The 25080-nt window shown below is 58.4% G+C and carries 23 protein-coding genes; 16 read left to right on the forward strand and 7 right to left on the reverse strand.

Annotated features, from left to right (window positions below):
- Positions 1-24: 24 nt before the first annotated feature.
- The 3 genes from EU557_RS26190 to EU557_RS09970 all read left to right on the forward strand — a co-directional run bounded on the left by EU557_RS26190 (position 25) and on the right by EU557_RS09970 (position 3933).
- Positions 25-369 (forward strand): hypothetical protein, encoded by a 345-nt coding sequence (locus tag EU557_RS26190; RefSeq protein ID WP_167855151.1) that lies wholly within the window; start codon positions 25-27, stop codon positions 367-369.
- The gene (locus EU557_RS26195; protein WP_167855152.1) at positions 317-757 is read left to right on the forward strand and encodes a RagB/SusD family nutrient uptake outer membrane protein; all 441 of its coding nucleotides are present in this window, start codon (positions 317-319) and stop codon (positions 755-757) included. The genes EU557_RS26190 and EU557_RS26195 overlap by 53 nt, the downstream gene beginning before the upstream one ends.
- Positions 758-1569: 812 nt before the next feature.
- Positions 1570-3933: a hybrid sensor histidine kinase/response regulator gene (locus EU557_RS09970; RefSeq protein WP_167855153.1), complete on the forward strand. Its 2364-nt coding sequence runs from the start codon at positions 1570-1572 to the stop codon at positions 3931-3933.
- An 88-nt stretch (positions 3934-4021) separates the two neighbouring features.
- Here the strand turns inward: EU557_RS09970 and EU557_RS09975 are convergent, their stop codons facing one another.
- On the reverse strand, positions 4022-4747 hold the full coding sequence (locus EU557_RS09975; RefSeq protein ID WP_135530228.1) for a porin family protein: 726 nt from the start codon (positions 4745-4747) through the stop codon (positions 4022-4024).
- A gap of 148 nt (positions 4748-4895) precedes the next feature.
- Positions 4896-6125: a molybdopterin molybdotransferase MoeA gene (locus EU557_RS09980; protein WP_135530229.1), complete on the reverse strand. Its 1230-nt coding sequence runs from the start codon at positions 6123-6125 to the stop codon at positions 4896-4898.
- Between the two features lie 218 nt (positions 6126-6343).
- Here EU557_RS09980 and moaC point away from each other — a divergent pair, with 218 nt between their 5' ends.
- A complete protein-coding gene (moaC, locus tag EU557_RS09985; RefSeq protein WP_135530230.1) occupies positions 6344-6832 on the forward strand; it encodes a cyclic pyranopterin monophosphate synthase MoaC in 489 nt (162 codons plus the stop codon).
- The gene (locus tag EU557_RS09990; RefSeq protein ID WP_135530231.1) at positions 6822-8009 is read left to right on the forward strand and encodes an NTP transferase domain-containing protein; all 1188 of its coding nucleotides are present in this window, start codon (positions 6822-6824) and stop codon (positions 8007-8009) included. The genes moaC and EU557_RS09990 overlap by 11 nt, the downstream gene beginning before the upstream one ends.
- 326 nt (positions 8010-8335) lie before the next feature.
- On the opposite strand, the gene EU557_RS09995 is transcribed toward EU557_RS09990, so the two are convergent.
- Both EU557_RS09995 and moaD read right to left on the reverse strand, forming a co-directional pair.
- Positions 8336-8755 carry a molybdenum cofactor biosynthesis protein MoaE gene (locus EU557_RS09995; protein WP_135530232.1) on the reverse strand — a complete coding sequence of 140 codons (420 nt, stop codon included), beginning with the start codon at positions 8753-8755 and terminating at the stop codon, positions 8336-8338.
- Positions 8756-8875: 120 nt separating this feature from the next.
- Positions 8876-9118 carry a molybdopterin converting factor subunit 1 gene (gene moaD / locus EU557_RS10000; RefSeq protein ID WP_135530233.1) on the reverse strand — a complete coding sequence of 81 codons (243 nt, stop codon included), beginning with the start codon at positions 9116-9118 and terminating at the stop codon, positions 8876-8878.
- Between the two features lie 243 nt (positions 9119-9361).
- Here moaD and moaA point away from each other — a divergent pair, with 243 nt between their 5' ends.
- The 7 genes from moaA (at position 9362) to EU557_RS10035 (ending at position 15357) form a co-directional block, all read left to right on the forward strand.
- Complete coding sequence (gene moaA / locus EU557_RS10005; protein WP_135530234.1) at positions 9362-10369, forward strand: GTP 3',8-cyclase MoaA; 1008 nt, start codon at positions 9362-9364, stop codon at positions 10367-10369.
- Positions 10370-10445: 76 nt separating this feature from the next.
- Positions 10446-11036, forward strand: coding sequence for an RNA polymerase sigma factor (locus EU557_RS10010; protein ID WP_135530235.1), 591 nt, complete (start codon positions 10446-10448; stop codon positions 11034-11036).
- 3 nt (positions 11037-11039) lie between these two features.
- Positions 11040-11336 carry a hypothetical protein gene (locus tag EU557_RS10015; RefSeq protein ID WP_135530236.1) on the forward strand — a complete coding sequence of 99 codons (297 nt, stop codon included), beginning with the start codon at positions 11040-11042 and terminating at the stop codon, positions 11334-11336.
- Positions 11337-11423: 87 nt separating this feature from the next.
- Positions 11424-12119: a ClpP family protease gene (locus EU557_RS10020; protein WP_135530237.1), complete on the forward strand. Its 696-nt coding sequence runs from the start codon at positions 11424-11426 to the stop codon at positions 12117-12119.
- Positions 12120-12329: 210 nt separating this feature from the next.
- Positions 12330-13133 (forward strand): alpha/beta hydrolase, encoded by an 804-nt coding sequence (locus EU557_RS10025; RefSeq protein ID WP_135530238.1) that lies wholly within the window; start codon positions 12330-12332, stop codon positions 13131-13133.
- A 53-nt stretch (positions 13134-13186) separates the two neighbouring features.
- Positions 13187-14377 carry a glycoside hydrolase family 88 protein gene (locus EU557_RS10030; protein ID WP_135530239.1) on the forward strand — a complete coding sequence of 397 codons (1191 nt, stop codon included), beginning with the start codon at positions 13187-13189 and terminating at the stop codon, positions 14375-14377.
- A 161-nt stretch (positions 14378-14538) separates the two neighbouring features.
- Positions 14539-15357: a DUF2490 domain-containing protein gene (locus tag EU557_RS10035; protein WP_245326223.1), complete on the forward strand. Its 819-nt coding sequence runs from the start codon at positions 14539-14541 to the stop codon at positions 15355-15357.
- On the opposite strand, the gene EU557_RS10040 is transcribed toward EU557_RS10035, so the two are convergent.
- From EU557_RS10040 to moeB, 3 genes are all read right to left on the reverse strand, one after another.
- Complete coding sequence (locus tag EU557_RS10040; protein ID WP_135530240.1) at positions 15299-15691, reverse strand: hypothetical protein; 393 nt, start codon at positions 15689-15691, stop codon at positions 15299-15301. The two genes, EU557_RS10035 and EU557_RS10040, sit on opposite strands and share 59 nt — an antisense overlap.
- A gap of 6 nt (positions 15692-15697) precedes the next feature.
- Positions 15698-16861, reverse strand: coding sequence for a putative sulfate/molybdate transporter (locus EU557_RS10045; RefSeq protein ID WP_135530241.1), 1164 nt, complete (start codon positions 16859-16861; stop codon positions 15698-15700).
- Between the two features lie 173 nt (positions 16862-17034).
- On the reverse strand, positions 17035-18132 hold the full coding sequence (gene moeB / locus EU557_RS10050; protein ID WP_135530242.1) for a molybdopterin-synthase adenylyltransferase MoeB: 1098 nt from the start codon (positions 18130-18132) through the stop codon (positions 17035-17037).
- Between the two features lie 129 nt (positions 18133-18261).
- Here moeB and fdhD point away from each other — a divergent pair, with 129 nt between their 5' ends.
- From fdhD to EU557_RS10070, 4 genes are all read left to right on the forward strand, one after another.
- The gene (gene fdhD, locus EU557_RS10055) at positions 18262-19179 is read left to right on the forward strand and encodes a formate dehydrogenase accessory sulfurtransferase FdhD (protein WP_135530243.1); all 918 of its coding nucleotides are present in this window, start codon (positions 18262-18264) and stop codon (positions 19177-19179) included.
- Complete coding sequence (locus tag EU557_RS10060) at positions 19176-19499, forward strand: DUF7009 family protein (protein ID WP_135530244.1); 324 nt, start codon at positions 19176-19178, stop codon at positions 19497-19499. The genes fdhD and EU557_RS10060 overlap by 4 nt, the downstream gene beginning before the upstream one ends.
- Before the next feature lie 45 nt (positions 19500-19544).
- Positions 19545-22103, forward strand: coding sequence for an FdhF/YdeP family oxidoreductase (locus EU557_RS10065; protein ID WP_135530245.1), 2559 nt, complete (start codon positions 19545-19547; stop codon positions 22101-22103).
- A 366-nt stretch (positions 22104-22469) separates the two neighbouring features.
- On the forward strand, positions 22470-25022 hold the full coding sequence (locus tag EU557_RS10070; RefSeq protein WP_135530247.1) for an FdhF/YdeP family oxidoreductase: 2553 nt from the start codon (positions 22470-22472) through the stop codon (positions 25020-25022).
- Positions 25023-25080 lie beyond the last annotated feature (58 nt).

The following is a 25080-nucleotide window of genomic DNA, read 5'->3' on the forward strand; positions in this document are numbered from 1 at the left end:
AATTCCATCTTCGAGATTCAGTTTGTGTCGTCTAACGATACGTTCGGCCCTATCTCGGTAGGTACTACCAACAACATCTTCCAGAACAACCGCAAAACCTTTGGCTACGGCTTTAACAACCCCACCCAAAACCTGGTAGATGAGTTTGAGCCAAATGACCCGCGCTTAGAAGCTACCGTTATCAAAGACGGCGACGTGGTGCTGGGGGTTCGGAATACTATCGACCGCACCGAGAACGAGACGGGTTATCTGAACCGTAAGGCCGCTATTGTACGGCCCAATGCTCCGGAATCGGGCCCGCAAAACATTCGCAAAAATGCGCTACGCCGATGTGCTACTGATGAAAGCCGAGGCGGCCGCTCAGCTTAATAAAAACAGCGAAGCCATAGCCTTGGTAAACCAGGTGCGGCAACGCGCCCGCACCTCTAGTCGTCCGCCCGGCACTACGGTTGGCACCCTGACCTACGCCCCCGCCAACACTCCTCCCGGCACCCTACCCGACCTAGCCCCTGGCCTCTCGGGCCAGGCCCTGCTGAACGCCATTTGGCATGAGCGCCGGGTAGAATTCGGGGAGGAGTCGTTGCGCCTGTGGGACCTGATACGTACGGGCCGCTACATGAACATCCTGCCCCCCGATGTTCGGGCCCGTGCCCTGTCGCACGCCGCCACAGAAACCTCAGTTAACCCCTTCCCGCTGCTGCCCATTTCCCTGAACGACGCCCAAAGCTGGAATCTTCCTCAGAACCCTGGCTATTAACCGTCAGTAGACCGCCCTAGGCCTACAAAACAGCCCCATTCCGCTATAAGCAGAGTGGGGCTGTTTATTAAGTAGCTCTAGTTGGTCCTACTAAACCACTAGGGCTAGCACCCAGGAATACGGCAAGCTTTGTGGAGTAAGAATTGATATATAAGAAAATCAATTCTGTACAATAGCGACACTCTGTGCTTATACTAATCAGGCTATAATGTTCTACAAGAGTTACACTTAAGACATCCAATAATAGTTCTACTATGCACTCATACACTAGCATGATGTTAGTTCATATTAGGGGAAGCAATCAGTGCAACTCGGTCAACATAATATTGCCTATCTAGCTCCTCAATGCATAAAAACCTGAATGCATGCCTTTAAAGTGACCTAATCTTCTATTATACTAATCCAATTGTTATTAAAATAATAATACTTATTCGTAGATAATCAATCTTTGAATAAGTATATTTATGATAGCGCATAGTTATATTTGCTGCTTAACTGCTATCTCGCTTCGGGACAAAATGACTGCTATTACGCCTCCTGGTTTTACTGATAATCTGGCTGCTCCACCAACTGATGAGCAAGAGTGGCGCATCTGGGCCGTAAACCATATAGCAGATTTACAAAAGGCTTTAGCCGCAGCCCAAGCACAAACGCAACTCGCTGAAGCTCGTCTTACAGCATTGCAGGAAGCCAGACTAGGTGATAGTGTACTAGCATCTGAGCCGAGCCTGCCGCTAGCAGTTAGCCACAGCGGTCAAGAGTGCCCTGCTAACACTGGCAGTGAAGGCGCGCAAACCTTTTGTACTCTAGCGGTGGCACCTACTGGTATCGACTACAGAGTACATCGAGATTTTTACGAAACCATTCTGCAGCAGCTACCCGTGGAAGTGGCCGTATTCGACGCAGAGCATAGATACCGCTTTGTTAACGCCAACGGCATTACGGATGCGGCTACCCGCGCCTGGGTAATTGGCCACGATGACTTCGAGTACTGCGCCCGGTATCAACGGCCCCAGAAGCTGGCAATGCAGCGTCGGCAGTGCTTTGAGCAGGCTGTGCAAACTCGCGCAGCAGTGGTGTGGGAAGAAACCCAAGAAACAGCAGCAGGCCAGCAATGCATGTTACGGCACTTTCTGCCGGTATTTGCTACCGATGGCTCGCTGCACATGATGGTAGGCCTGGGTGAGGACATTACAGAGCGCCGGCAGGTAGAGAAGCAGCTCGCCGAGCAACGGACGTTCTACGAGTTTGTGCTCGACCAACTGCCCTGCGACGTGGGTGTGTTCGATGACAAATTTCGCTACTTGTTCGTGAATGCCAGCGGCATCAAGGACCCGGAGATGCGAAAGTGGGTGATTGGGCGCGACAACTTCGAGTACTTCGCCCGCACCAAGCGCCCGGTAGCCATGGCCCATGAGCGGCACGCGCAATTCGAGCAGGTAGTACGGCAACGAAGCCTGGTAACGTACGAAGAAACGTTTCTGCGGCCCGATGGCGACCGGCACCAATACCGGTGCCTGCAACCCGTCTTCCACCCCGATGGCTCCCTACACCTGATTCTGGGCTACGGCCTCGACGTGACGGATCGGGTAAATACGGAGCGGGCGTTGCGCCACGCCAAGCTGGCGGCCGAGTCGGCGGTGCGTGCGCGGGAGATTTTCCTGGCTAACATGAGCCACGAAATCCGGACGCCCATGAACGCCATTCTGGGCATGAGCCAGCTCCTGGCCAAAACCTCGCTTACGCCTACGCAGAGCAGCTACCAGCAAGCCATTACCACATCCGCCGATAACCTGCTGGTTATTATCAACGACATACTCGACCTCTCTAAGCTGGAAGCGGGCAAGATGGTGCTGGAGCAGGTCGGCTTTGCCCCTGGTCAATTGCTGGCTCAAGTAGAGCAAACCTTGCACTACAAAGCCGCTGAAAAAGGTCTGTATTTGCACACGCAGGTAGAGGCGGGGCTTCCGGCCGTGCTCCTCGGCGACCCTTACCGCATTACCCAAGTGCTCTTAAACTTGGCCGGCAACGCCATTAAGTTCACGGAGAAAGGCGGAGTAGTGGTATCGTGCGAGCTGGTACAGACAGACTCCCCAGAAGCAGTGGATGTGCTGTTTCGGGTAACCGATACGGGCATCGGAATTGAGCCGGAGTTTCTAGCTCGCATTTTCCAAGAATTCAGCCAGGAGGATGCTTCGGTTACGCGAAAGTTTGGCGGAACTGGCCTAGGCCTATCTATTTGCCGGAACCTAGTGAAGCTTATGGGCGGCGACATACAGCTTGAAAGCGAGAAGTACCAGGGCACGGTTACGCAATTCACCCTGCGCCTACCCGTAGGCACGACCCAAGATCTACTGCCCCAAGCACTGCTGCCCGAAGACAGCCCATTGCGCCAGCACCTGCGCCACAAGCACGTGCTGCTAGTAGAAGACAACCGCTTCAACCGCCAGATTGCCAAGACCTTTCTCCAGCAGGCGCAGGTTCAGGTGACAGAAGCTGTGCACGGTGCCGAGGCACTAACGCTAGCCCAGGAGCAAGCCTTCGACCTGATTTTGATGGACATTCAAATGCCCATACTGGATGGCTACGGGGCTACCCAGGCGCTACGGCAGCAGTTGCAACTCACCACGCCCATCATTGCCCTTACGGCCAATGCCATCAAAGGCGAACGGGAAAAGTGCTTGGCCGCCGGCATGAATGGGTACTTAGCAAAGCCTTTTCAGGAAGCCGAGCTGCTGCGGGTAGTAAGCGAGTGGGTAGTTCCGCAGGTGGAGGCCACTGCCGCTGCAACTACTTCTGGTGCTGATCCAGCATCTGCCCTTTATCAAATTGATGAGTTATTGAAAGTTGGGCAGGGCGACCTGAGCTTCGTAACGTTCATGCTGGAAACCTTCGTGGAAAGCAGCGAAGAATCTTTACAGGAGCTAGCTCACGGCCTGGAGACTGGCGATATAGTTAAACTGAAAAGCACCGCCCATACGCTAAAGCCCAGCTTAGCCCACTTGCGCGTGCAACACCTGCTCCCAGTCGTCACAGAGCTCGACCAATGGCAGGGGGAGTTTCAGCTAGAGGCCATTGCGCCGCTGGTAAGCACCATCTCGCAGCAGCTCCGGGAGGTTATCAGCCAGATTCAGGTTTCGTTGGCCACGGCTCCCATCTCGGTAGCAGGAGCGTAATAGCCGCCCAGCGGCACCAGAGCAACTCGGCTGTTCTGGTGCCACTGGGCGGCTATTCCTCCGCGTTTGCGCTGAGAACGGCTACCGCTTACCGGCTGAGGGGCAGGAAGTACGATATCGCCACCTGAATGCTCCGGTTGAAGGTACCGTCGCTTTGCTGCCGATTGCTAGTCCGGCGCAGCCCTACCCCGTATAGGGCCTGTAGCTGCAGGGCGTTGCGCTTATAGCCTAGGCCACTGTTCAGCCCCAGGTCATAGCGAGTGTACGACCCAAACGTCAGTTTCTCATCGCGCCGATAGTTCTTGGCGTAGGAGCCAAAACCAAAGGGGTCGGCAGGTTCTTCGTCGATGGTCGCTCTTTCTTTGTTGCGGCCGTTCAAGGCCAGGGCGCCGTATAGGCCAGCTATTAGCTGAAACCCATCTTGCTCTCCCGTAGATACCACCAGATTTACTGGCACTTCCAAGTAGTTTATCGTGAGTTCCCGCTTGGCGCTTACGTGGTAGCTCCCCGACGGATAATAATACATGCCGCGTTGCTCATACGTGTAGCCCTTCTGCGAGTACAACACCGCCGGCTGAATGGCCCAGTGGCTGAACTGCACGTTACCGGCCAGGCCAGCCTGGGCCCCGAAGCGATGAGGGTCGCCTGTAAGCTCACCAAATATCTCAAAGGCTGGGCTCACATCCGATTGGTGGGTGCGCTGCACGCCTATGCGCGGCCCTAAGCTGAAGGTAGCCTGTGCATATGCCCCCAAAGGAGCCACCAGACCAACACCAAACAGTATTGCACTAGGAAGTAGAATGTTTCTCTTCATGGTGATAAGGAACGCGTAAAAGATTCTATAGCGGGCCCTTTGCGCTGGTCAAGCCTGGCAGCAGGTATGGAGCCAAAAGATCAAGGACATATACTGCTGCGAATATTACTTATTTCTGATACTACCTGATACTATTCTGCTGACGCTTTCACCGAAACCGCCAGGCGGGCAGAACGGTACCTGCCGGAAACAGTTCCTGCTCGGGTGGCAACTCCAGAAAAGCGTGACTAGGCAATAGGCTGGCTTGGTCGCCGGAGCCGCCGGCCCGCTCCGGGTAGGCCAGTAGGCGGCCATCGGGGGCATGCTCCAGGCTCACGAGCAGGAAGTGCGTGAGCTTGGGCTTGAATTGCACCTCTTGGGCTAATACCGCCGGCACTGGACCGCCTAATGCTATGGTGTCAGCTGTGGCGGGTTGCTGCACGGCCAGCAGCCAGGGCCGAGCATAGCGGTAGAAGTTTACAAAGGTAGAAACTGGGTTGCCGGGCAGGGCAAACACCACGGCTCCACGGGGCTGCTGCCCAAACCAGAACGGCTTACCGGGGCGCTGCTGCACCTCATGGAATAGCTGCTGCACTCCCAACGCCCGTAGCGTTTCGGGCAGGAAATCAGCCTTGCCTTTCGAGACGCCCCCACTGAGCAACACGGCGTCGTAGTCGGCTAGCAGGGCGGGTAGGCCTAGGCGCAGGACTTCGGGGTCGTCGTTGAAGTGGAAGCCCGCGGTTTCGGTGCCGGCTTGTTGGGCGGCGGCTTGCAGCATCAGGCCATTGGAGCGCCGAATCTGGTGGGGCTCAGGCTGCTGAGTGATGGGCACCAACTCGTCGCCGGTGCTGACCACGGCTACTCGTGGCCGACGCGTAACGGCCACGGTGGCCGCGCCCATGGTAGCCCCTACGGCCAGCTCGGCGGGGCCTAGTACTGTGCCAGCGGGCAGCAGCAAGTCGCCTTGGCGGCGGTCGGCGGCTTGGGCGTGCACGTTGTGGCCGGCGCGGGGGGCACCTACCTGCACCTGGGCGAGGCGACGGCCGGCTTCATCGGTGCGAATGATGAGGTCTTCGTAGCGGATGACGGTGTCGGTGCCTTCTGGTAGGGAGGCACCGGTCATGATTTCTACAGCAGCATTTGGGTTCTGGAGTGGCTTAGGGGGCTGACCGGCAAACTGGGTGTGCTCAATCAGGAACTCGGTTTGGCCTTCTGCCAGCGCAGCATAGCGCAGGGCAATACCATCCATGGCTACCCGGTTGAAGGGCGGAAAGTCGCGGTCGGCGTACAGCGGCTCCCGCAACACTCGCCCAATAGCCAAGGGCAACGACAGGTACTCGGCCGGCAGCGGGCGGATGGTTGCAGCAACAAGGCGGGTGGCTTCTTCGACGGAGAGCATAGCAGGGGAAAGGACGGTATAGAGACGCAGCCAGGCAATGTTGCGTTGTATCATCTCGAGCGGGAGCAAGCAATCTGAGGCAGCTGCTAGGCCACTCTCTGCTTCCTCGCTTCCGACCGGAATGACAATCTTCGCGTTTGCGAAAGCAAAGTACTGGCCTAGCCGGTTTGTTCAACGTTCGCAACGACTAGACGCAAAGTTGCGTCTCTACGGCTATTATGTCTGACTCTCCTAAACTGACCCACCTCAACGCCGCCGGCCAGCCAGCCATGGTAGACGTGGGCGCCAAAGTTCCTACGCGCCGCGTGGCCCGCGCCCGCAGCCGCGTCATCCTCGGTGCTGAGATTGTGGCCTTGGTGCGCGAAGGCGACCTGCCCACCCGCAAAGGCCCCGTGTTCCAAACGGCTATCCTGGCCGGCATTATGGGCGCCAAGCGCACCTCGGAGCTAATTCCGCTGTGCCACCCCCTTGGCCTCGACGACTGCCAGGTGCGCATTGACCTAGATGGCCCTGATGCGGTGGTGATTGAATGCACCGCTACCGTCACGGGCAAAACCGGCGTGGAAATGGAAGCGCTAACCGGTGCCTCAATAGCCGCTCTTACCATCTACGACATGTGCAAAGCCTTGTCGCACAACATTGTTATTCAGGAAACGCGCCTGCTGGAAAAAACCGGCGGCAAGCAAGATTTTCACCATGTCGGATAACCAGGCTGCTGCCGGAACTGCCCCGCGCACCAAGCACACCCAGCTTGCTCGCCCTAACCTAGGGGAGTTTGGCCGCCAGGAGCTAGCTATTCTGGGAGCTCCTTGTGGTAAGATAAAGGACCTGGCGGCCCGCCTGCTGCCCCTGCTCTCCTCTACGCTGCGCGTTACGTACGTGGACGCCGACCATGCCGCCGGCGACGACGCAGCCCAGGGTGGTAGTGGCGGCCAGGATGCCATTCTGCAGGCCGGCGCCGCGGCGGAGCTAACGGACAAAATCACTTTTGCGCGGCTGGATATGAAGCGCGGGTTTGACAAGTTCAGTCAGCAGGAGTGGCTGCAGCACCAGAGCCTGGTGCTGGTGAACGGCAACCACTTCCGGGCTCAGCAGCAGCTTGTAATCCTGGACCCCGCCAAGCCCGTGGAGAAGAAACTGGACCGCCTCACCAACGTGCGTGCCCTGCTCCTGCCCGAAGGTGTAACGGAAGTACCAGCCTACTTGCGTGCCCACCTGGGCGCCGCCCAAGTACCCATTCTGCCACTGCACGATACGCAAGCCATTGCAGACCTGATTCTGCAGGAATGGCAAGTGGCAGTTCCTCCTCTGCGCGGCCTGGTGCTGGCTGGGGGCCGCAGCCAACGCATGGGCCAGGATAAGGGCAAGCTTACCTACCACGCCGGGCAAGAGCAGCGCGCCCGCGCCGCTGAGCTACTGGCCGGATTCTGCCAGGACGTCCACGTTTCCTGCCGGCCCGACCAGGTAGTGGAACTGGAATTCGCCGGCCTCCGCCCCCTGCCCGACACCTTCTCCGACCTAGGCCCCCTGAGTGGACTACTCTCCGCCTTCCGCCTCGACCCCAACGCGGCCTGGCTGGTAGTGGCCTGCGACCTGCCCTTCCTCTCCGAAACCACGCTAGGCCACCTGGTAGCAAACCGCCAGCCGGCCCGCATGGCCACCGCCTTTCAGAGCCCTGAAAATGAGTGGCCCGAGCCTCTCATTACCATCTGGGAGCCGCGCAGCTACGGCACGCTCCTGCGTTTCCTCAGCCTCGGCTACTCTTGCCCCCGCAAGTCCCTCATCAACTCCGACATTGAGCTACTCGCCACGCCGGCTCCTCAGGAGCTACGCAACGTGAACACCCCCGAGGAGTTTGAGGAAGCTAAGCGGGATTTAGGGTAAACCATTAGGAAATAGGAACGGTACTCCCCTGCTCAGATGAGAAAGAGTTGGGGTGGTTGATGTAGCCTAGAACGAACCAATAAGAACGTCATGCTGAGCGCAGCCGAAGCATCTCTACCTCTGGCTATTCAACAGGCCTAGAAGTGATTCAACGAAGCGGTAGAGATGCTTCGGCTGCGCTCAGCATGACAGTCAGTTTATCAACATTAGCACGCAAGATGTCTCGACAAGCTCGACATGACGTTCTGCGTGAACAGATAAACAACGATGGGTCAACTACCCCTAACCCCTCCTCATCTGAGGAGGGGAGCTTCGTTCTTATAATGTTAAGGGTGGGCGGCTACCCATACGTCGCCATCCTCGTAAAACTCCTTCTTCCAGATGGTTACCACCTGCTTCAGGGTATCGATGATGTACTGGCAGGCGGCGAAGCTCTCGGCGCGGTGGGGCGTAGACACGGCCACGATAACGGCTACGTCGCCGATATTTAGGGTGCCTTTGCGGTGGATGACGGTTACTTTCCGCAACATAGGCCACTGCTGCTGGGCCTGCTCGGCTACTTTACGCAGCTGGTGCAGGGCCATACTGTCGTAGGCCTCATACTCCAGGCGTATCACAGGACGGCCGGTACTTTTATTGCGCACAGTGCCGATAAACGTGTTGATAGCGCCAGCTCCGTCATCCTCCACGGTTTGCAGAGCGGCATTTACGTCAATGGGCTGATCGATTAGGTCGATGGTAATCAAAAGGCAGGGAGCAAGTAGGAATGAATACGTAGCAGTGAACAAAGAGCAAGTACTAATGCGCCATGATGCCGGTGGTCTTGCCTACTGCTCATGGCTCATTGTTGGTTGCTCATTGCCAATCTAGCCGCCGCTTACGGGCGGGATGAGGGCAATTTCGTCACGCTCGTGGAGGGGAGCATCGTCGGAGGCGTATTCGTTGTTGACGGCCACGGCCAGGCTGGAAAGGCGGTTCAGGGCCGGATACTCCTGCTGCAAACGCGCCAGCAACTCCTGCACCGATTGGCCTTCGGGCGCCGCCACTTCCAGCGTCGACTGGCCTACGATTTCTCGGGCGATGCCGAACAAAGCAATTTTTAAGTTCATAAACTCTAGAGTTACGCTGTTTTAACGCCGATGTACCAGATAGTAGCTAGCAACAGGCGTGAAGTGTAAACTACCGCGCCGGGTTGGTTGTTACCAAGCACGCCCCGCAGCTTTAGAACATCTTCCGGCCCTGAATCTGCGTACAGGCCCAAGTACGCAGATTCCCGTTTTTAGTGCGACGATTAACCACGAATAATCGTTTGCTTCGGGGTATCCGCGCCTCCTCTGCGTAATCCGCACCTTATGTCTGCTCCTGTACCGTCCGTTTTGTTTGATAATCATGGCCGCCCGCTGGAATACCTGCGCCTGGCCGTTACGGACCGCTGCAACCTGCGCTGCTTCTACTGCATGCCCGAAGAAGGCATCAAGTACATGCCCAAGCACGAGCTGCTTACCTATGAGGAGATGGAGCGCCTGGTAGCCATTATGGCGGGCTTGGGCGTGCGTAAAGTACGCCTGACCGGCGGAGAGCCATTTGTGCGCCGCGACTTGGTGCCGTTCATGAGCCGCTTGGCCGAAATCCCGGGCATTGAGGAGCTGACCATGACCACCAACGGCGTGCTCACCGCGCCTCACGTGCCGGAGCTGGCCCGAATGGGCGTGAAGGCCGTAAACCTGAGCCTCGATACCATGGACCGGGCCCGATTTGCTAGCATCACGCGCCGCGACGAGCTGCCGCGGGTAATGGAGACCTTCTACGCCTTGCTGGCGGCGGGCATTCGGGTGAAGATCAACGCGGTGGTGATGGATGGCCAGAACACCCAGGACATTTTGCCCTTGGCGGAGCTAACCCGCGACCTGCCCGTGGATGTGCGCTTTATCGAGGAAATGCCCTTCAACGGGGGCAGCCACGCCGCCACCCTGCCCTGGAACCACGTGCGTATTCGGGAACACTTGGAGCTCAACCTCGGTACGTTGCTACCCGTGGTTTCCCGCCCCGGCGACACGGCTTCGCACTACACTATTGCTGGCCACCAAGGCCGCGTGGGCATTATTGCGGCCTACTCGCGCACCTTCTGCGGCACCTGCAACCGTATCCGTCTCACGGCGGAAGGCGGCCTCAAAACCTGCCTCTACGACCAAGGCGTGCTTGATATCCGAGCACTGCTCCGTGGTGGCTCTTCTGATGCAGAGGTAGCCATGGCTCTTACCTCAGCCTTCCGCAACCGCGCCGCCAATGGCTTTGAGGCGGAGCAGCAACGCCCCCTGCATCAGCTCAGCTTTGAGTCGATGAGCACGATTGGCGGCTAGCCTTGCCTGATTTTTTCTTTTGGGGTAGGGTGATAGTTGGGAGAAAAGCTGATTAATACGCAGAATGGTACCTCCTATGACTGCATCCGTCTTACTTCAGCCCGCCCCGCCGGCCGCCGCTTCCCTGCGGGAAGAGCTGCGCGCCAACCGCACCAGCACCCTCACCCGTCTCTACCAACGGACGTTTCCGATGGTCCGCCGCCACGTGCTGGAGCGCGGTGGCACCACCCAGGATGCCAAGGATGTTTTCCAGGATGCGCTAGTAGTATTTTACGAGAAGACGGTAGGTGGCAGCCTAGTACTCACCTGTTCACCCAGCACCTACCTCGTAGGCGTGTGTCGCCACCTGTGGCAGCAGGAACTCAGCCGCCGCAACCGACTGCCCCTCTCAGATCTGAACGAGGCGCATGAGCAATTTCCTGATTCTGCTGAGGCCCCTGCGGCCGAGCCTGCGCCGGCTCTGGCGGTGCTAGAATACATATCTAAGCTCGGCGAAAAGTGCCAACGTATTCTGCTCTCGTTCTACTACTTCCAGCAGCCTCTGGAGCAGATTGCGGCAGAGAATAGTTATGGTACTGTCCGCTCGGCCACGGTGCAGAAGTTTAAGTGCCTGGAACGGCTGCGGAAAGCCGTGCGCCAAGCCGTTGCTTTCACCTCTGCTCACTAGGCCATGCGTCCGGAACTCGAACATCTGCAGCGGCTGGAGCATCATCTGCTAGGCCACCCCACCCCCACTGAAACCATCCAGTGGCAAGTCCAGCTCCAGCAAGATCCTGTGCTGGCCGCCGATGCGGAGCTGCAGCAACACCTCTACCACGGCATTCTCCTGGCAGGTCGCCAGCAGCTCCGGCAAGAGCTAGAGGAGATTCATACTCAGCTTTACCGCCCCCGGCGCACTTGGCTGCGCCATGCCGTAGCTCGCCTGCACCAGGCCCTGCGGTGGCCTACACGGTCCGCTCGCCGCTAACCCTTCACCTTCTTGAAGCATCGGTTTCGGTACTCCTGCTGGGGGTACCTAGGCCTCTCTATGCCCTTCCACCTCACCCTTCCTGCTATGTTAATGACTCCCGAATTTCGAAAGTTTGCGGTGCACGACCGTGGCCTAAACGGCCTCACTGTTGACCGCTACCTCCACCAAATGCAAGGCACCGCCTGGCCCCAGGTCATGGGCATGACTCGCTCCGTGATTGAGGAGAGGCCTACGCGCTTCGCAGAGATTGATGTGTTTTCGCGCCTGATCATGGACCGCATCATCTTCCTGGGGCAGGCTGTCGATGATAACATTGCCAACATCATCAATGCCCAATTGCTCTTCCTAGAATCGGTAGATAACCGTAAGGATATTTTGCTCTACATCAACTCGCCGGGCGGGTCGGTGTACGCGGGGCTGGGCATGTACGACACCATGCAGTACGTAAACCCCGACGTGGCTACCATTTGTACTGGCCTAGCCGCAAGCATGGGGGCGTTCCTGTTGTGTGGTGGGGCATTGGGCAAACGCTCGGCCCTGCCCCATGCGCGCGTTATGATTCACCAGCCTAGCGGCGGGGTACAAGGTCCGTCGGCTGATATTGAAATTACGGCGCGTGAGGTCGTGAAGCTCCGCCAGGAGCTCTATGGCATTTACGCCGAGCGCACCGGTAAAACCACGCAGCAAATTCACGACGACTCTGACCGAGACTACTGGCTGCGCGCCGATGAAGCCAAAGAGTACGGCCTCATCGACGAAGTGCTGGAGCGCAAGCCCTAGCCCTGTCGTGAGAACGATGTAGAGACGCCACACTTGGCGTCTCGGCGCGTGCTGATGTTGTTTAGTTTGATGTTCTAGTTGTTCTAGGCCAGTCATTCAACGACGAGACGCCAAGTGTGGCGTCTCTACATCGTTCTCGCGTCAGCACGCAGAGCGACCCAACTATTAAACCCCACCAATCCGCCCTAAACCTCGTATCCTTGGAGCGCGATGAAAGCTCTCTTTTGGATACTTGGCCTAGGAGCCGTCCTGTACGTAGCCATTTGCCTGCTGCTGTATTTTCAGCAGGAGCGGCTGTTGTTCTTCCCGAACAAGCTAGCCAAGGATTATCGGTTCCGCTTCCCTGGTCGGTTTGAGGAGCGCTGGATTACAACCGCCGATGGTACTAAGCTGCACGGGCTACTCTTCCCCGCTGATTCGTCTCAGGGGCTCATCTTTTACCTGCACGGCAACGGCGGGGCGCTGGATAGCTGGGGTGATGTGGCCACCACCTACACCCGCCTCGGCTACGATGTATTCTTGCTCGACTACCGGGGTTACGGCAAAAGCGAGGGCCGCATCAGCAGCCAGCAACAGCTTCTGGCTGATGCCGATACCGCGTACCAGCAACTGCTGAAGGAGTACCCCGAGGAGCGCGTGGTGCTGCTGGGCTACTCTTTGGGCACGGGCGTGGCGGCCTGGCTGGCGGCGCATCATCAGCCCAAGCTCCTGGTGTTGCAGGCACCCTACGCCAGCATGCGCGCCACGGCCCGGCAGCACTATCCGTGGGTGCCGGGGCTGGTGGTGCGCTACCCCCTGGCCACCGACAAAGTTTTGCCGCAGGTGAAAGCGCCCATCGTCATCTTCCACGGCGACCAAGATGAGATTATTGACTATCGCACAACCCTGAAACTGAAGGATCTGCTGAAACCGCAGGATCAATTTATCACCCTGCCCGGCGTAGGCCACAACGGCATGACGGAGAACCTGGTGTACCGGCGGTTGATTCAGCAACTGTTGGCCCCACAGGGTTAAGAGCCCGCCCGTTGGCTTTCCAAGCTTGGTAAATTTGCCGTAGCTTGTCGGCTATGCTCCGTCCTACTTCCTTCCCCCGTCTGCTGGCAGTGCTCTGCCTTGCCCTATCTGTTGCGCTGAGTGCACACGCGCAGCAGCGCAAAATCAACGTCAAGCAGGAGTTTGACCGCGCCGGGCAGCAACTCACGCGCCTGCTTCAGACTCACCCCGACGTCACGAAGTTTCCCTACTCCAGTAAGCCCGACGGCTCCCTCAAAGACACGCCCTCGGAGTGGTGGACTAGTGGCTTTTTCGGGGGCACGCTGTGGTACATGTTTGAGTACACGAAGCAGCCGCAGTGGCAGAAGGCCGCCGACTGCTGGACGATGGCAATGGCCCAGGAGCAAACCAACACGGGTACCCACGACCTGGGCTTTATGCTGTATTGCCCCTTCGGGAATGGCCTACGGCTCACCCAAAACCCAGCCTATAAGCCGGTTTTGCTTACCGGTGCCAAGTCCTTGGCTACGCGGTTCAACCCTGAAGTGGGCTTGATAAAGTCGTGGAACGACTTTCAGGGCTACAAGTACCCGGTCATCATTGATAACATGATGAACCTGGAGCTGCTGTGCTGGGCGGCCCGCACCACCGGCGACTCTACCCTGCGCCGCCTCAGCATCACGCACGCCGACAACACCCTCAAAAATCACTTCCGGCCCGATGGCAGCACCTACCACGTAGTGTGCTACGATGAGCACGGGCAGGTGCTGGCAAAGAAAACCGCCCAGGGTGCCGCCGATAACTCAGCGTGGGCGCGGGGCCAGGCCTGGGCCATCTACGGCTACACCACCATGTTCCGCGATACCAAGTTGGCGCGCTATCGGGAGCAGGCCCGCAAAACCGCCGACTTCTTCCTAAACCACCCCAACCTGCCCGCCGACAAAATTCCGTACTGGGATTTTAACGCGCCCAACATCCCACAGGAGGAGCGCGATGCCTCCGCCGCAGCCATTGTAGCATCGGCACTGCTGGAGCTGCAGCAGTACTGCCCCGCCCCCGATGCCAAGCGCTACCGCCAAGCCGCCGAGCAGATGCTAGTGAGCCTGAGCAGCCCCTCGTACCGGGCCGCTGTGGGCGAGAACAACAACTTCCTCATAAAGCACTGTGTGGCCCACAAGCCAGCCAAGACCGAGGTAGATGCACCTCTAACCTACGCTGACTATTACTACTTAGAAGCCTTACTGCGCTACAACAGGCTGAAATAAAGTAGCCAGCACCTGTCCAACTGGCCTATCTGAAGCAAATACCTAAGCGAGAATACTTGAGCTAGTCCCCCAGATTAGGAGGAAACTAGTTCTTGACTGCGCAACTTAGCTGCGCTAGTGGTTGTATCCTGCTTACTTTCGCTGAACGTAGGCCACCCGTTATGCTCGCTTCTCAACATCGTATCACCTTGTTCCTGATGGCTGCCCTGAGCGGCGCTAGCATCCAGGCCTCTCAGGCTCAAACCAATGCCGTTCCTGACCCGAGGCTAGGTAGCTGGTTTGTTGGGACGGTCGTGTTGCCCGGTGGCCCAAAGCATTGGGGCGGTTATGTAGAGCTACAGGCTCGTGCTAACAGCACTTTTCGGCAGTTTTTCTACTATGAAACGAAGGGTGGAGTAAGCTACGATCTGGCTAAGAATTTCACCTTCATGCTGGCTGGAGGACGCTATTCTACCTCCGATTACCGCGACCTGAGCGAGGGCCCGCTTAATACGGAAAAGCGCCTGTGGGAGCAGCTGACTCTCACGCACTACAGTGCCCGCCTCAAGATGGAGCACCGCTACCGGGTAGAGCAGCGCTGGTTTACTTTCCGCGATGATGTGGTGCCCGCTGGCTCCTTCCGGTACCGTAACCGCATCCGGTATCGCTTCAACACCTTCCTGCCCCTCAACCACCCTACGTTCGTTGACAAAACGGTCTTTTTGTCGGTGTACGATGAGGTATTTTTCAACCCGCGGGGACCAGTCTTTGAGCGCAACCGGGTGTATGCTGGCGCCGGCTACCAGTTTGATAAACACTTTACGGTGCAAGCTGGCTGGGTAAACCAAGCCAACTACACGCCCGCCAGCTACCGGCAGAACACCTTTGTGCCCCAAACCAACATCGCCAAAAACAACTTAGTGTTTTCGGTTATCTACCGCATCAGCCGGCGCAACCAGGTAGTACCGGCTCCGGAATTCGTGCCGTCGCAGCCAGACTAAGCGCGGGTTCCTCGATGGCATTGGGTACCAATTTGAGGGTGAGCGTGTGCCGGTCTTGGTCGGCGTAGAGCATGTGTAGCTCCAGCACCAAGTACTGCTGAGTAACGGCCTGCACCAGTAGGTACAGCGGCTTCTGGTTCTCGACGTGGGTGATTTTTTCGGCGTGGCGGGTCCAGTGCGCGGACGTAGCAACCGCCGGCTTCTCTTGCGGTACATCTAGGTACCGGAAGTCGAAGAGCATGTTTTCGCCCAGACTATAGTAGCCCTGGAAGGGCTGCGGGCCAGCCTCCACGCGCACTGTTTTCCAAACCTGACAGAGTAAATTTTCTTCCATACGCATCTACTTTCCTAGGCCTACCCACCCGCGCTGCATCGCGTAGTACAAGCCAGTGCCTACCAACAGGCCCACAAGATAACCATACGGCAGTCCGCTGCACAGTAAACCTACCAGCAGGGCCAGCAGCAAATCGGAGCGGGAGCCGCTAATGTCGCGCAGCAGGGTGGCCAGGGTCAGGGCCTCGAACAGGAGCAGCACACCCAGCACCGGCAACGGAAAGATGTGCACAATCTGCTGAAATCCCTGGCTGAAGAACAGGCCTAGCACCAGAAACAACAGCCCGTACAGCACCACCGAACCGCCCGTGCGCCCCCCGAACGTGTAGTGGCCTACCATACCACCCGAACCATGGCACACCGGAAAGCCCCCCAAAAACGGGTTTATTAGGTTCATGAGAGCGTAGGTGAAGCTGATTTTGCGCACCGTGAGGGGCCGGTCAGGGAAGTAGTCGTCCACCACTTGCTTGGTAGCCAGCACGGAGTTGCCGAGCGACAACGGAATTTGGGGCAGGGCCAGCAGCACGGCGCCTAGCAGAATATCGGCGCGGGCGGGCACGTGCCAGCTAGGCAGGTGCAGGCCTATAGCCCGCTGAGCAGTGGCAAAGTCAAGCTTGAAGACAAGCCCGTAGGCCACTCCCAGCGTGAGCACGATGAGGGCGGCGGGCCAGCGCCGGTTGCCCAGCAATACCACCGTTACGAGGAAGCCCGCTGCCGCCAGCGCGTAGCCAGGCACCCCATCGGCGGGTACGTACTCTTTTAGGGCCAGCGTGGCCAGCTGCAGGGCCAGCCCAAACTGAATGCCGCGGATAACGGTCTTGGGCACCAGCCGGGCCAAGCCATCAATCAGCCCCGTCACCGACAGCACCAGCATGCTGACGCCCACGGCCAGCCCGCCACCCCAAATCACGCGGCCCGGAATTTTCTGGGCAATAACCAGCGCGGCAAACGCCTTCAGGGGCTGCACCGGCATAGGCATGCCGTACCACAACCCCGAAAACAGCTGCATCAGCCCGAACATAATCAGCACGCCGGCACTATCCATGCCCGAGGCCGCAATGACGCCAATCAGCAAGGGCAGATCCGTTCCTAAATCCCCAAACGCCCCGGCCAGCTCATTGCGGTCAAAGCGAATTCGGGGACGGCGAGGAGATGGAGCGGTAATCGGCATGAGGTATGTGAAGTGATGAAGTACTGAACGGTAACAAGAACGTCATGCTGAGCGAAGTCGAAGCATCTCTACCTCTGACTAATCAACTGGCCTAGCAACGATTCAATCGAAGCGGTAGAGATGCTTCGACTCTGCTCAGCATGACGTTCTTGTTGTTGATGCTACTGGTCGTCTTATACGTCAATGGCTTGCTCATCCCAGGCCAGGATGCCGCCGTCGAGGTTAAGCAGGTTGGAGAAGCCGTACTGGGTTTGTAGGCGCTCAATGGCCTCAGCGCTGCGGCGACCGGAACGGCAGTATACCACTACTGGGTGGTGGCGCGGTACGGAGCCCACTCCCTTGTCGAGGTTGCTCAGGGGCAGCAAGGTAGCGCCGGGGATGTGGCCGGAGGCAAACTCGTCGGGCTCGCGCACATCCAGTAGGAACGGCGGGTGCGCCGATGCCAACTGTTCCTGCAGTTCCTGCGCCGATACGGCATTTACGCCGGTGCCGCAGAAGTCAGTGTAGTCGTTCGGGTCGGCATTATCTAGGCCTATGATGGCTTGCTCAGGGCGGCAGGCGAACTTCAGCAGGCGCGTCTGGAAGGTGAGGGCATCAAACATCCAGAGGCGGCCCGATAGCACTTCGCCGATGCCCAGAATTACCTTCAGCACTTCCGTAGCCTGGGCCGTGCCCACTAGGCCAGGTAGCACGCCCAGCACGCCGGTAGCGTCGCAGTTGGGGGCTTCGTCGGCGGAAGGTGGCTGCGGAAACAGGCAGCGGTAGGTGGGCCCACCTTGGTAGTTGAACACCGAAACCTGCCCTTCAAACTTGTAGATGGCCCCCGATACCAGCGTTTTGTTCAGTGTCACGCAGGCGTCGTTGAGCAGGTAGCGGGTGGGGAAGTTGTCGGTGCCGTCTACCACTACCTCGTAGTTCTCCAGCAGCTTGCGCACGTTGCCCAGGGTAGCGCGGCACGTTTGCACCTCTACCTTGATGTGTGGGTTGATGCGCCGCACGGCCCGCGCCGCGGCTTCGGCCTTGAGGTGGCCTAGGTCAGCGGGGCCATACAAAATCTGGCGCTGCAGGTTGCTGGCCTCTACTTTGTCGGCATCCACAATGCCGAGGTGGCCTACACCGGCTGCTGCCAGATACTGCAGAATGGGACACCCCAGCCCCCCAGCACCCACCACGAGTACGCGGGCATTTTTTAGGCGGAGCTGGCCCTCGTCCCCAATCTCCGGGAGTTGCAGGTGTCGGCGGTATATCTGGCGTTCTTCGGAAGTGAGCATGGTGAGGGGCAGGTGCACAAGTGGAGCGGCGCGCCGTACTACTAAATGTACGAACCGATGGATTAAGCCTTCAAACTTACTTCTGGCCGATAAGGTTAAAGAACCTCGGCTCCACCCCATTTCTTTCTTATGTCAGCGCCTGTTTTTCTGCCTCCTACCAGCTACGATTACGTGACCGTGCACAAAGTGCAGGGCGAAGAAATCACCCAAGCCTCCGACGTGCTGGCCGCCGAAGAGCCCCTGGAAATACGGGTGGGCTACGGCCCCAGTGGCCAGCGCGAGCACCGCACCCTCTCCATCACCATGCGCACACCGGGCCACGACTTTGAGCTGGCCGCCGGCTTCCTGCTTACCGAAGGTATTATTCGCAATCGGCAGGAGCTGCAGGGGGTAATTTATTGCCCCGATGTGGAGAAGGAGGAAGAGCGCGAGAACGTGGTGCGCGCCGAGCTGGCCCCCACCGCCGCCGTAGACCTCCCCCGCCTAGAGCGCCACTTCTATACCAGCAGCAGCTGCGGCGTGTGCGGCAAAACCAGCATTGATGCCGTGCACGCGGCGGCCTGCCCCGTGCTCCCTACTCAGGGCCCCTACGTTGATCCGGCCGTGATTCATCAGTTGCCGGAGCGGCAACGGGCGGCGCAGGCCTTATTTGAGCAAACGGGTGGCCTACACGCGGCGGCACTGTTCTCGCCGGAGGGTGAGCTGCTGCTGCTGCGCGAAGACGTGGGCCGCCACAATGCCCTAGACAAGGTTATTGGGGCGGCGCTCCTGCAGGAAATGCTGCCCTTGCACAACTCAGTGCTGCTGGTGAGTGGGCGCGCTTCGTTTGAGCTGGTGCAGAAGGCGGCCGTGGCAGGCATTCCGGTGCTGACGGCCGTGGGTGCCCCCAGCTCCCTGGCCGTAGCAGCCGCTAAAAACTTCGGGATGACGCTGTGCGGATTTGTGCGCCAGGGCCGCTACAACGTGTATTGCCACGAATGGAGGCTAAACGCCACCATAACATCTGATGGCGCTGCTGCGTCTGACTCTCATACCCTTGCCTCATGAAGCTTCGCATCGAAGATAACTCGCTCCGCCTTCGTCTTTCAGAAGATGAAGTACACCACTTTGCTACTACCGGCCGGGTGGCGTCGGTAGTGCCGCTAGGCCTCACGACCACCGAGAACCTGACCTACGCCCTAGAGCGCGCCGAGACGGAAGAGTTCCGCGTCACGTATGGCGCCGGAGCTATTACCGTGAAAGTGCCCGCTGCCCTGGCTACCCACTGGACTACAACCGACCAAAACGGCTTCTCGGCCACGCTGATGATGGCCGAGGATCAACCCCTGAAGATTTTAATTGAGAAGGATTTGGATTGTCGCCATTAGCGCCCATCTCCGCCCCACCCTTATTTGCCCTATCCATTTCGAGTCATGGATAAATCCCCCGCGTACGATCCTAACCAAGCCGGCAAAACCGAGCAGCAAGGCGCTGAAGCCAATGCTCCGAAAAGCGGTGAGCGTCCCGATCAGGGTGCTGCCCCCACCAGCGACAACTGGAGCACTTCCCCTTTCCGCCACTCCCTGGATGAGCGGAAAATGGAGGCACCTGATACGCTGGGGGCCAAGCACAAGTACCCCATCCTGGCCCAGCCGCCAGAGGAGTTTACTGGCCTGAAGCTGACCAAGCCAGCCAAAGTAGCCGCCGGCATAACGGCCGTGCTAAAATCAGGAGCGTTTGCTTTTGACTACGAGGGCCCGGTGCGCGGTACGCACGCGCTGCTGAAGATGAACCAGAAAGATGGGTTCGACTGCTCGAGCTGCGCCTGGCCCGACCCCGACGACCACCGCTCAGTAGCGGAGTTTTGCGAGAACGGCGCCAAAGCCACCACTTCCGATGCTCAATCGGACCCGGTGGGGCCCGAGTTCTTTGCCAAGCACAGCCTAGCCGACTTGTCGAGGATGACGGACCGCGACCTGAACAACGCCGGCCGCCTCACGCACCCCATGGTGCTGCGCCACGGTGCTACCCACTACACGCCTATCTCCTGGCCCGAAGCCTTTCAGCTGGTGGCCGATGAGCTGAATGCGCTGCAGTCGCCGAACGAGGCTATTTTCTACACTTCGGGCAAAGTGCCTAACGAGCCAGCTTACCTCTATCAGCTCTTCGTGCGGCAGTTTGGCACCAACAACCTGCCCGACTGCTCCAATATGTGCCACGAGAGCAGCGGCGCCGCCCTCAGCAATACCACTGGCCTAGGCAAAGGCTCGGTGACGCTAAATGACATGTATGAAGCCGAGGTCATTCTCATCATCGGGCAGAACCCCGGCACCAACCACCCGCGCATGCTCACGGCCCTGCAAAAGGCCAAAAAGAACGGCGCCAAGATAATCAGCATCAACCCCTTGCATGAAGCCGGGCTGCTGCACTTCAAGAACCCGCAGGACTTCATGAACCCCCTGAAGGCCTTGGGCACCTTGCTCGGCGACGGTACGCCCATCACCGACATTTACCTGCAGGTGCGCATCAACAGCGACCAGCTGGTAATGCGCGGGCTGATGAAGTGCCTCCTCGAAGCGGAAGCCCTCAACCCTGGGCAAGTGCTCGACCAGGAGTTTATCCGGGACTATACTACCGGCTACCCTGAGCTGGTAGAAACGCTGAACAACACCAACTGGGCCGACATTGAGGAAGCCAGTGGCATCACCAAGGCGCAGATTCAGGAAGCGGCTAACCTGATTGCCCGCCACAAGAAGATCATCACGTGCTGGGCCATGGGCCTGACTCAGCAGAAGAACGGCGTGTATACCATCCAGGAGATTGTAAACATGCACTTCATGAAGGGCGCCGTGGGCATCCCTGGCGGGGGCCTGTGCCCGGTGCGCGGCCACTCCAACGTGCAGGGCGACCGAACCATGGGCATTTGGGAACGGCCTACCGAAACATTCCTGGATGCGCTTGATAAGGAGTTCGGCTTCACTTCGCCACGGGAGTATGGCTTTGATGTAGTGGAGGCAGTAAAGGCCCTGCACGACGGCAAGATCAAGGTGTTCATGGCTATGGGCGGCAACATGCTCTCGGCCTGCTCCGACACGGAATTTGTGGCCGAAGGCATGCGCAAGCTGCGCCTCTCGGTACACGTAACGCCCAAGCTCAACCGCAGCCACCTCGTAAACGGCGAAATGGCCCTGCTGCTGCCCTGCAAAACCCGCATTGATATCGACATGCAGAAATCGGGGCAGCAGTTTATGACTTGCGAGAACTCCATGGGGGTAGTGAGCATGAGCAAAGGCGTGCTCGACCCCATTTCTGACCAGATGCTGAGCGAAGTAGCCATTGTGTGCGGCATTGCCATTGCCACCCTCGGCGACCGTAGCACCGTAGACTGGGTGGGCTGCACTGAGAACTACGACCTCATTCGGGACTACATAGCCCGTACCATCCCGGGCTTTGAGGAGTTCAACACCAAGGTGCGCCACCCCGGCGGGTTCTACCTGCCCAATGGCCCCCGGGAGCGGAACTTCACCACCGAAAACGCCAAGGCCAACTTCACGAGCACGCCCCTGGAAAAGCATGTACTGGAACCCGGCCAGCTGGTGCTGATGACCATCCGCTCGCACGACCAGTTCAACACCACCGTGTACGACTACAACGACCGCTACCGCGGCGTGCACGGCGAGCGGCGGGTTATTTTCCTGCACCCCGAGGATATGGCCGAGCGCGGTATTCAAGAGAGAGGCCTAGTAAATATTACCAGCCACTTTGAAGGCCAGGAGCGCCACGCCGAGAAGTTCATTGCCATTCCCTACGACATTCCGAAGGGCAACTGCGCCGTGTACTTCCCCGAGGGCAACGTACTGGTACCCATTGGGTCAGTGGCCTACAAGAGCAACACGCCTACCTCTAAGTTCGTGATTGTAACCGTGGCCCCCGTAGAGCTGCCCATTGGTACCCGCATTCCAACCTCTGAGCAGGTAGCTGTACCGGCTTAGAACTGTCTACAACTTACCCGACTGAAAAGCCCAACCGTACTCACGGTTGGGCTTTTTGCTGTCTGCGTATCCGCTACTGCTTACATGAGCTATTCTGGCTGATTCGGCAACCTCAACGCTTACTTCTTCGTCTGAATCTCAAACCATTGTTCAGTTCAGTGCTTATTATAAGGTGAACTGCAGTTGATTCTTTTTGTAGTGGCCTAGCGTCGGATTTGCTTCGTGTAGAGCAGTCCGGTACAAGTAAGCTTCAACGACCTTCTCTCCGGCCCCGGGCTGGTATCTTACCATTTACTCCGCACAAGCGAGTAGCTAGCCCCACCCCCCGGTGAGCCTGCCGCTTTCTACTAATCTGTTCTGTCTGCCATGGAAAAGTCCCCCACCGAAGATCCCAGCAACGCTGGTAAAACTGAGCAGCAAGGCGCTGAAAACAACGTTCCGAAAAGCGGCGAGCGGCCCGACCAGGGCACTGCTCCTACCAACGACCACTACCGCCCCGACCCGCAAATGGACCGCGACCAAAGCAATATTCCTGCTCCCGACGTTGCCAACGCCAAGTACTTGCACCCCATTCTAGCCCAGCCCCCAGAGGAGCTGACTGGCCTACAGCTGGAAGAGCGGGCTAAAGTAGCGGCGGGCGTTACGGCCGTTATCAAGTCGATGGAGTTTAGCTGGACTGAGGGCGGCGTGAACCGCGGCACCCGGGGCCTGCTGAAGATGAACCAGAAGGACGGGTTCGACTGCTCGAGCTGCGCCTGGCCCGACCCCGACGACCACCGCTCAGTAGCGGAGTTTTGCGAGAACGGCGCCAAAGCCACCGCTTCTGATGCCGACGACAAGGCCGCCGGCCCCGAGTTCTTTGCCAAGCACAGCCTGGCCGAGCTCTCCAAAATGACCGACCGCGACCAAAACAACGCGGGCCGCCTCACGCACCCACTGGTAAAGCGCCCCGGTGACAACCACTACTCCCCCATTGAGTGGTCGGAAGCCTTCCAGATTATTGGCAGGGAACTGAATGCGCTGGATTCGCCGGATGAGGCCGTGTTCTACACTTCGGGCAAAGTGCCCAACGAGCCCGCCTTCCTATTCCAGCTGTTTGCCAAGCAGTTCGGCACTAACAACCTGCCCGACTGCTCCAACATGTGCCACGAAAGCAGCGGGGCTGCCCTAAGCCCCACGCTAGGCCTAGGCAAAGGCTCGGTAACGCTGAACGACATCTACGAAGCCGAGGTAATTCTCATTATTGGGCAAAACCCGGGCACCAACCACCCCCGCATGCTCACGGCCTTGCAGAAGGCCAAGCGCAATGGGGCCAAGATCATCAGCGTGAACCCACTGCTGGAAGCTGGCCTCAACCACTTCAAGAACCCTCAGGACTTCATGAACCCCCTGAAGGCCATTGGCGCCCTGCTCGGCGACGGCACTCAGATTACCGACCTGTTCCTGCAGGTGCGCGTGGATGGCGATATGGCCTTGCTGCGCGGCATCATGAAGCACCTATTTGAGGCCGAAGACCTAAACCCCGGCCAGGTAGTAGACCACGAGTTTATTGCCAAGTACACCACGGGCTTCGAGTCGTTTGAGCAAAATATCCGCAACACTAGCTGGGAGGACATTGAGGAGCTAAGCGGCATTACCCGCGCGCAGCTGCTGGAAGCGGCCAACATGCTGGCTACCAAAAAGAAGATCATCACCTGCTGGGCGATGGGCGTGACCCAACAACGCCAGGGCGTGCAGACCATTCAGGAGATTGTAAACCTGCAATTGATGAAGGGTGCCATTGGCAAGCCCGGCGCGGGCACCTGCCCAGTGCGCGGCCACTCCAACGTGCAGGGCGACCGGACCATGGGCGTATGGGAGCAGCCAACTAAGGAGTTCCAGGATGCGCTGGCTAAGGAGTTCAACTTCAAGCCCCCCTATGAGCATGGCTACGACACCGTAGAGGCCATTAAAGCCATGTATAAGGGCAAAACCAAGGTGTTCTTCAGCTTGGGCGGCAACCTGCTGGCCGCTGGCCCCGACACCGAGGTAATTGCTGAAGGCATGCGCAAGCAGAAGCTAACTGTGTTTGTGGGCACCAAGCTCAACCGCGGCCACCTAACTACCGGCGAAACTAGCCTGCTGCTACCCTGCTTTACGCACGCCGACGTGGACATGCAGCGCTCAGGCCACCAGATGACCTCCTGCGAGAACTCCATGGGAGTAGTAAGCCAGAACAAAGGCGTGCTGGTGCCCCTAGAAGGCCAGATGATGAGCGAAGTGGCCATCTTGAGCGGTGTGGCCATTGCTACCTTGGGCGAGCGAACCAACATTGCCGACTGGGTAGCCATGACGGAGAACTACGACGTTATCCGCGACCATATCGCGCGCGTGATTCCGGGCTTCGATAATTTCAACGAGAAGCTGCGCCGGCCCGGCGGGTTCTACCTGCCCAACGGCCCCCGCGAACGGAAGTTTACCACCAAAAACGGCATGGCAAACTTCACCACCACAGAGCTGGAGAAATATACCCTGGAGCCCGATCAGCTGATTCTGATGACCGTGCGCTCACACGACCAGTTCAACACCACCATCTACGACTACAACGACCGCTACCGCGGCGTGCATGGTGAGCGGCGCGTGTTGTTCATGAACCGGGAAGACATGGCCGAGCGCAGTATCAAAGCCAAAGACCTCATTGATATCACTAGCCACTTCAAGGGCGAGAAGCGTACCGTGGAGAAGTTCGTGGCCGTGCCCTACGATATTCCGCGCGGCAACGTGTCGGCGTACTTCCCCGAGGCTAACCCGCTGGTGCCCATTGCCAGCGTAGCGAAGGTCAGCAACACGCCTACTTCTAAGTATGTGGTAGTTACCGTAGAGCCCACCCGCAAAACCGTAGGGGCTCCGCTGGATATTCGGCTGGCGGTAGAGGCCTAGGCCTATAACCAGCAGTACCAAAGCGCTACGCCCAGCGTCTGGCTACTTCAGTTTACTT

This window comes from Hymenobacter wooponensis, assembly GCF_004745865.1.
Classification (GTDB): domain Bacteria; phylum Bacteroidota; class Bacteroidia; order Cytophagales; family Hymenobacteraceae; genus Hymenobacter; species Hymenobacter wooponensis.

What these genes read in the sequence shown, in the direction of transcription:
- EU557_RS26195 (WP_167855152.1), top strand. Translation starts at nt 317, where the DNA reads ATGCGCTACGCCGATGTGCTACTGATGAAAGCCGAGGCGGCCGCTCAG.
- EU557_RS09975 (WP_135530228.1), bottom strand. Translation starts at nt 4,747, where the DNA reads ATGAAGAGAAACATTCTACTTCCTAGTGCAATACTGTTTGGTGTTGGT.
- EU557_RS09980 (WP_135530229.1), bottom strand. Translation starts at nt 6,125, where the DNA reads ATGCTCTCCGTCGAAGAAGCCACCCGCCTTGTTGCTGCAACCATCCGC.
- moaC (WP_135530230.1), top strand. Translation starts at nt 6,344, where the DNA reads ATGTCTGACTCTCCTAAACTGACCCACCTCAACGCCGCCGGCCAGCCA.
- EU557_RS09990 (WP_135530231.1), top strand. Translation starts at nt 6,822, where the DNA reads ATGTCGGATAACCAGGCTGCTGCCGGAACTGCCCCGCGCACCAAGCAC.
- moaD (WP_135530233.1), bottom strand. Translation starts at nt 9,118, where the DNA reads ATGAACTTAAAAATTGCTTTGTTCGGCATCGCCCGAGAAATCGTAGGC.
- moaA (WP_135530234.1), top strand. Translation starts at nt 9,362, where the DNA reads ATGTCTGCTCCTGTACCGTCCGTTTTGTTTGATAATCATGGCCGCCCG.
- EU557_RS10010 (WP_135530235.1), top strand. Translation starts at nt 10,446, where the DNA reads ATGACTGCATCCGTCTTACTTCAGCCCGCCCCGCCGGCCGCCGCTTCC.
- EU557_RS10015 (WP_135530236.1), top strand. Translation starts at nt 11,040, where the DNA reads ATGCGTCCGGAACTCGAACATCTGCAGCGGCTGGAGCATCATCTGCTA.
- EU557_RS10020 (WP_135530237.1), top strand. Translation starts at nt 11,424, where the DNA reads ATGTTAATGACTCCCGAATTTCGAAAGTTTGCGGTGCACGACCGTGGC.
- EU557_RS10025 (WP_135530238.1), top strand. Translation starts at nt 12,330, where the DNA reads ATGAAAGCTCTCTTTTGGATACTTGGCCTAGGAGCCGTCCTGTACGTA.
- EU557_RS10030 (WP_135530239.1), top strand. Translation starts at nt 13,187, where the DNA reads ATGCTCCGTCCTACTTCCTTCCCCCGTCTGCTGGCAGTGCTCTGCCTT.
- EU557_RS10035 (WP_245326223.1), top strand. Translation starts at nt 14,539, where the DNA reads ATGCTCGCTTCTCAACATCGTATCACCTTGTTCCTGATGGCTGCCCTG.
- EU557_RS10040 (WP_135530240.1), bottom strand. Translation starts at nt 15,691, where the DNA reads ATGGAAGAAAATTTACTCTGTCAGGTTTGGAAAACAGTGCGCGTGGAG.
- EU557_RS10045 (WP_135530241.1), bottom strand. Translation starts at nt 16,861, where the DNA reads ATGCCGATTACCGCTCCATCTCCTCGCCGTCCCCGAATTCGCTTTGAC.
- moeB (WP_135530242.1), bottom strand. Translation starts at nt 18,132, where the DNA reads ATGCTCACTTCCGAAGAACGCCAGATATACCGCCGACACCTGCAACTC.
- fdhD (WP_135530243.1), top strand. Translation starts at nt 18,262, where the DNA reads ATGTCAGCGCCTGTTTTTCTGCCTCCTACCAGCTACGATTACGTGACC.
- EU557_RS10060 (WP_135530244.1), top strand. Translation starts at nt 19,176, where the DNA reads ATGAAGCTTCGCATCGAAGATAACTCGCTCCGCCTTCGTCTTTCAGAA.
- EU557_RS10065 (WP_135530245.1), top strand. Translation starts at nt 19,545, where the DNA reads ATGGATAAATCCCCCGCGTACGATCCTAACCAAGCCGGCAAAACCGAG.
- EU557_RS10070 (WP_135530247.1), top strand. Translation starts at nt 22,470, where the DNA reads ATGGAAAAGTCCCCCACCGAAGATCCCAGCAACGCTGGTAAAACTGAG.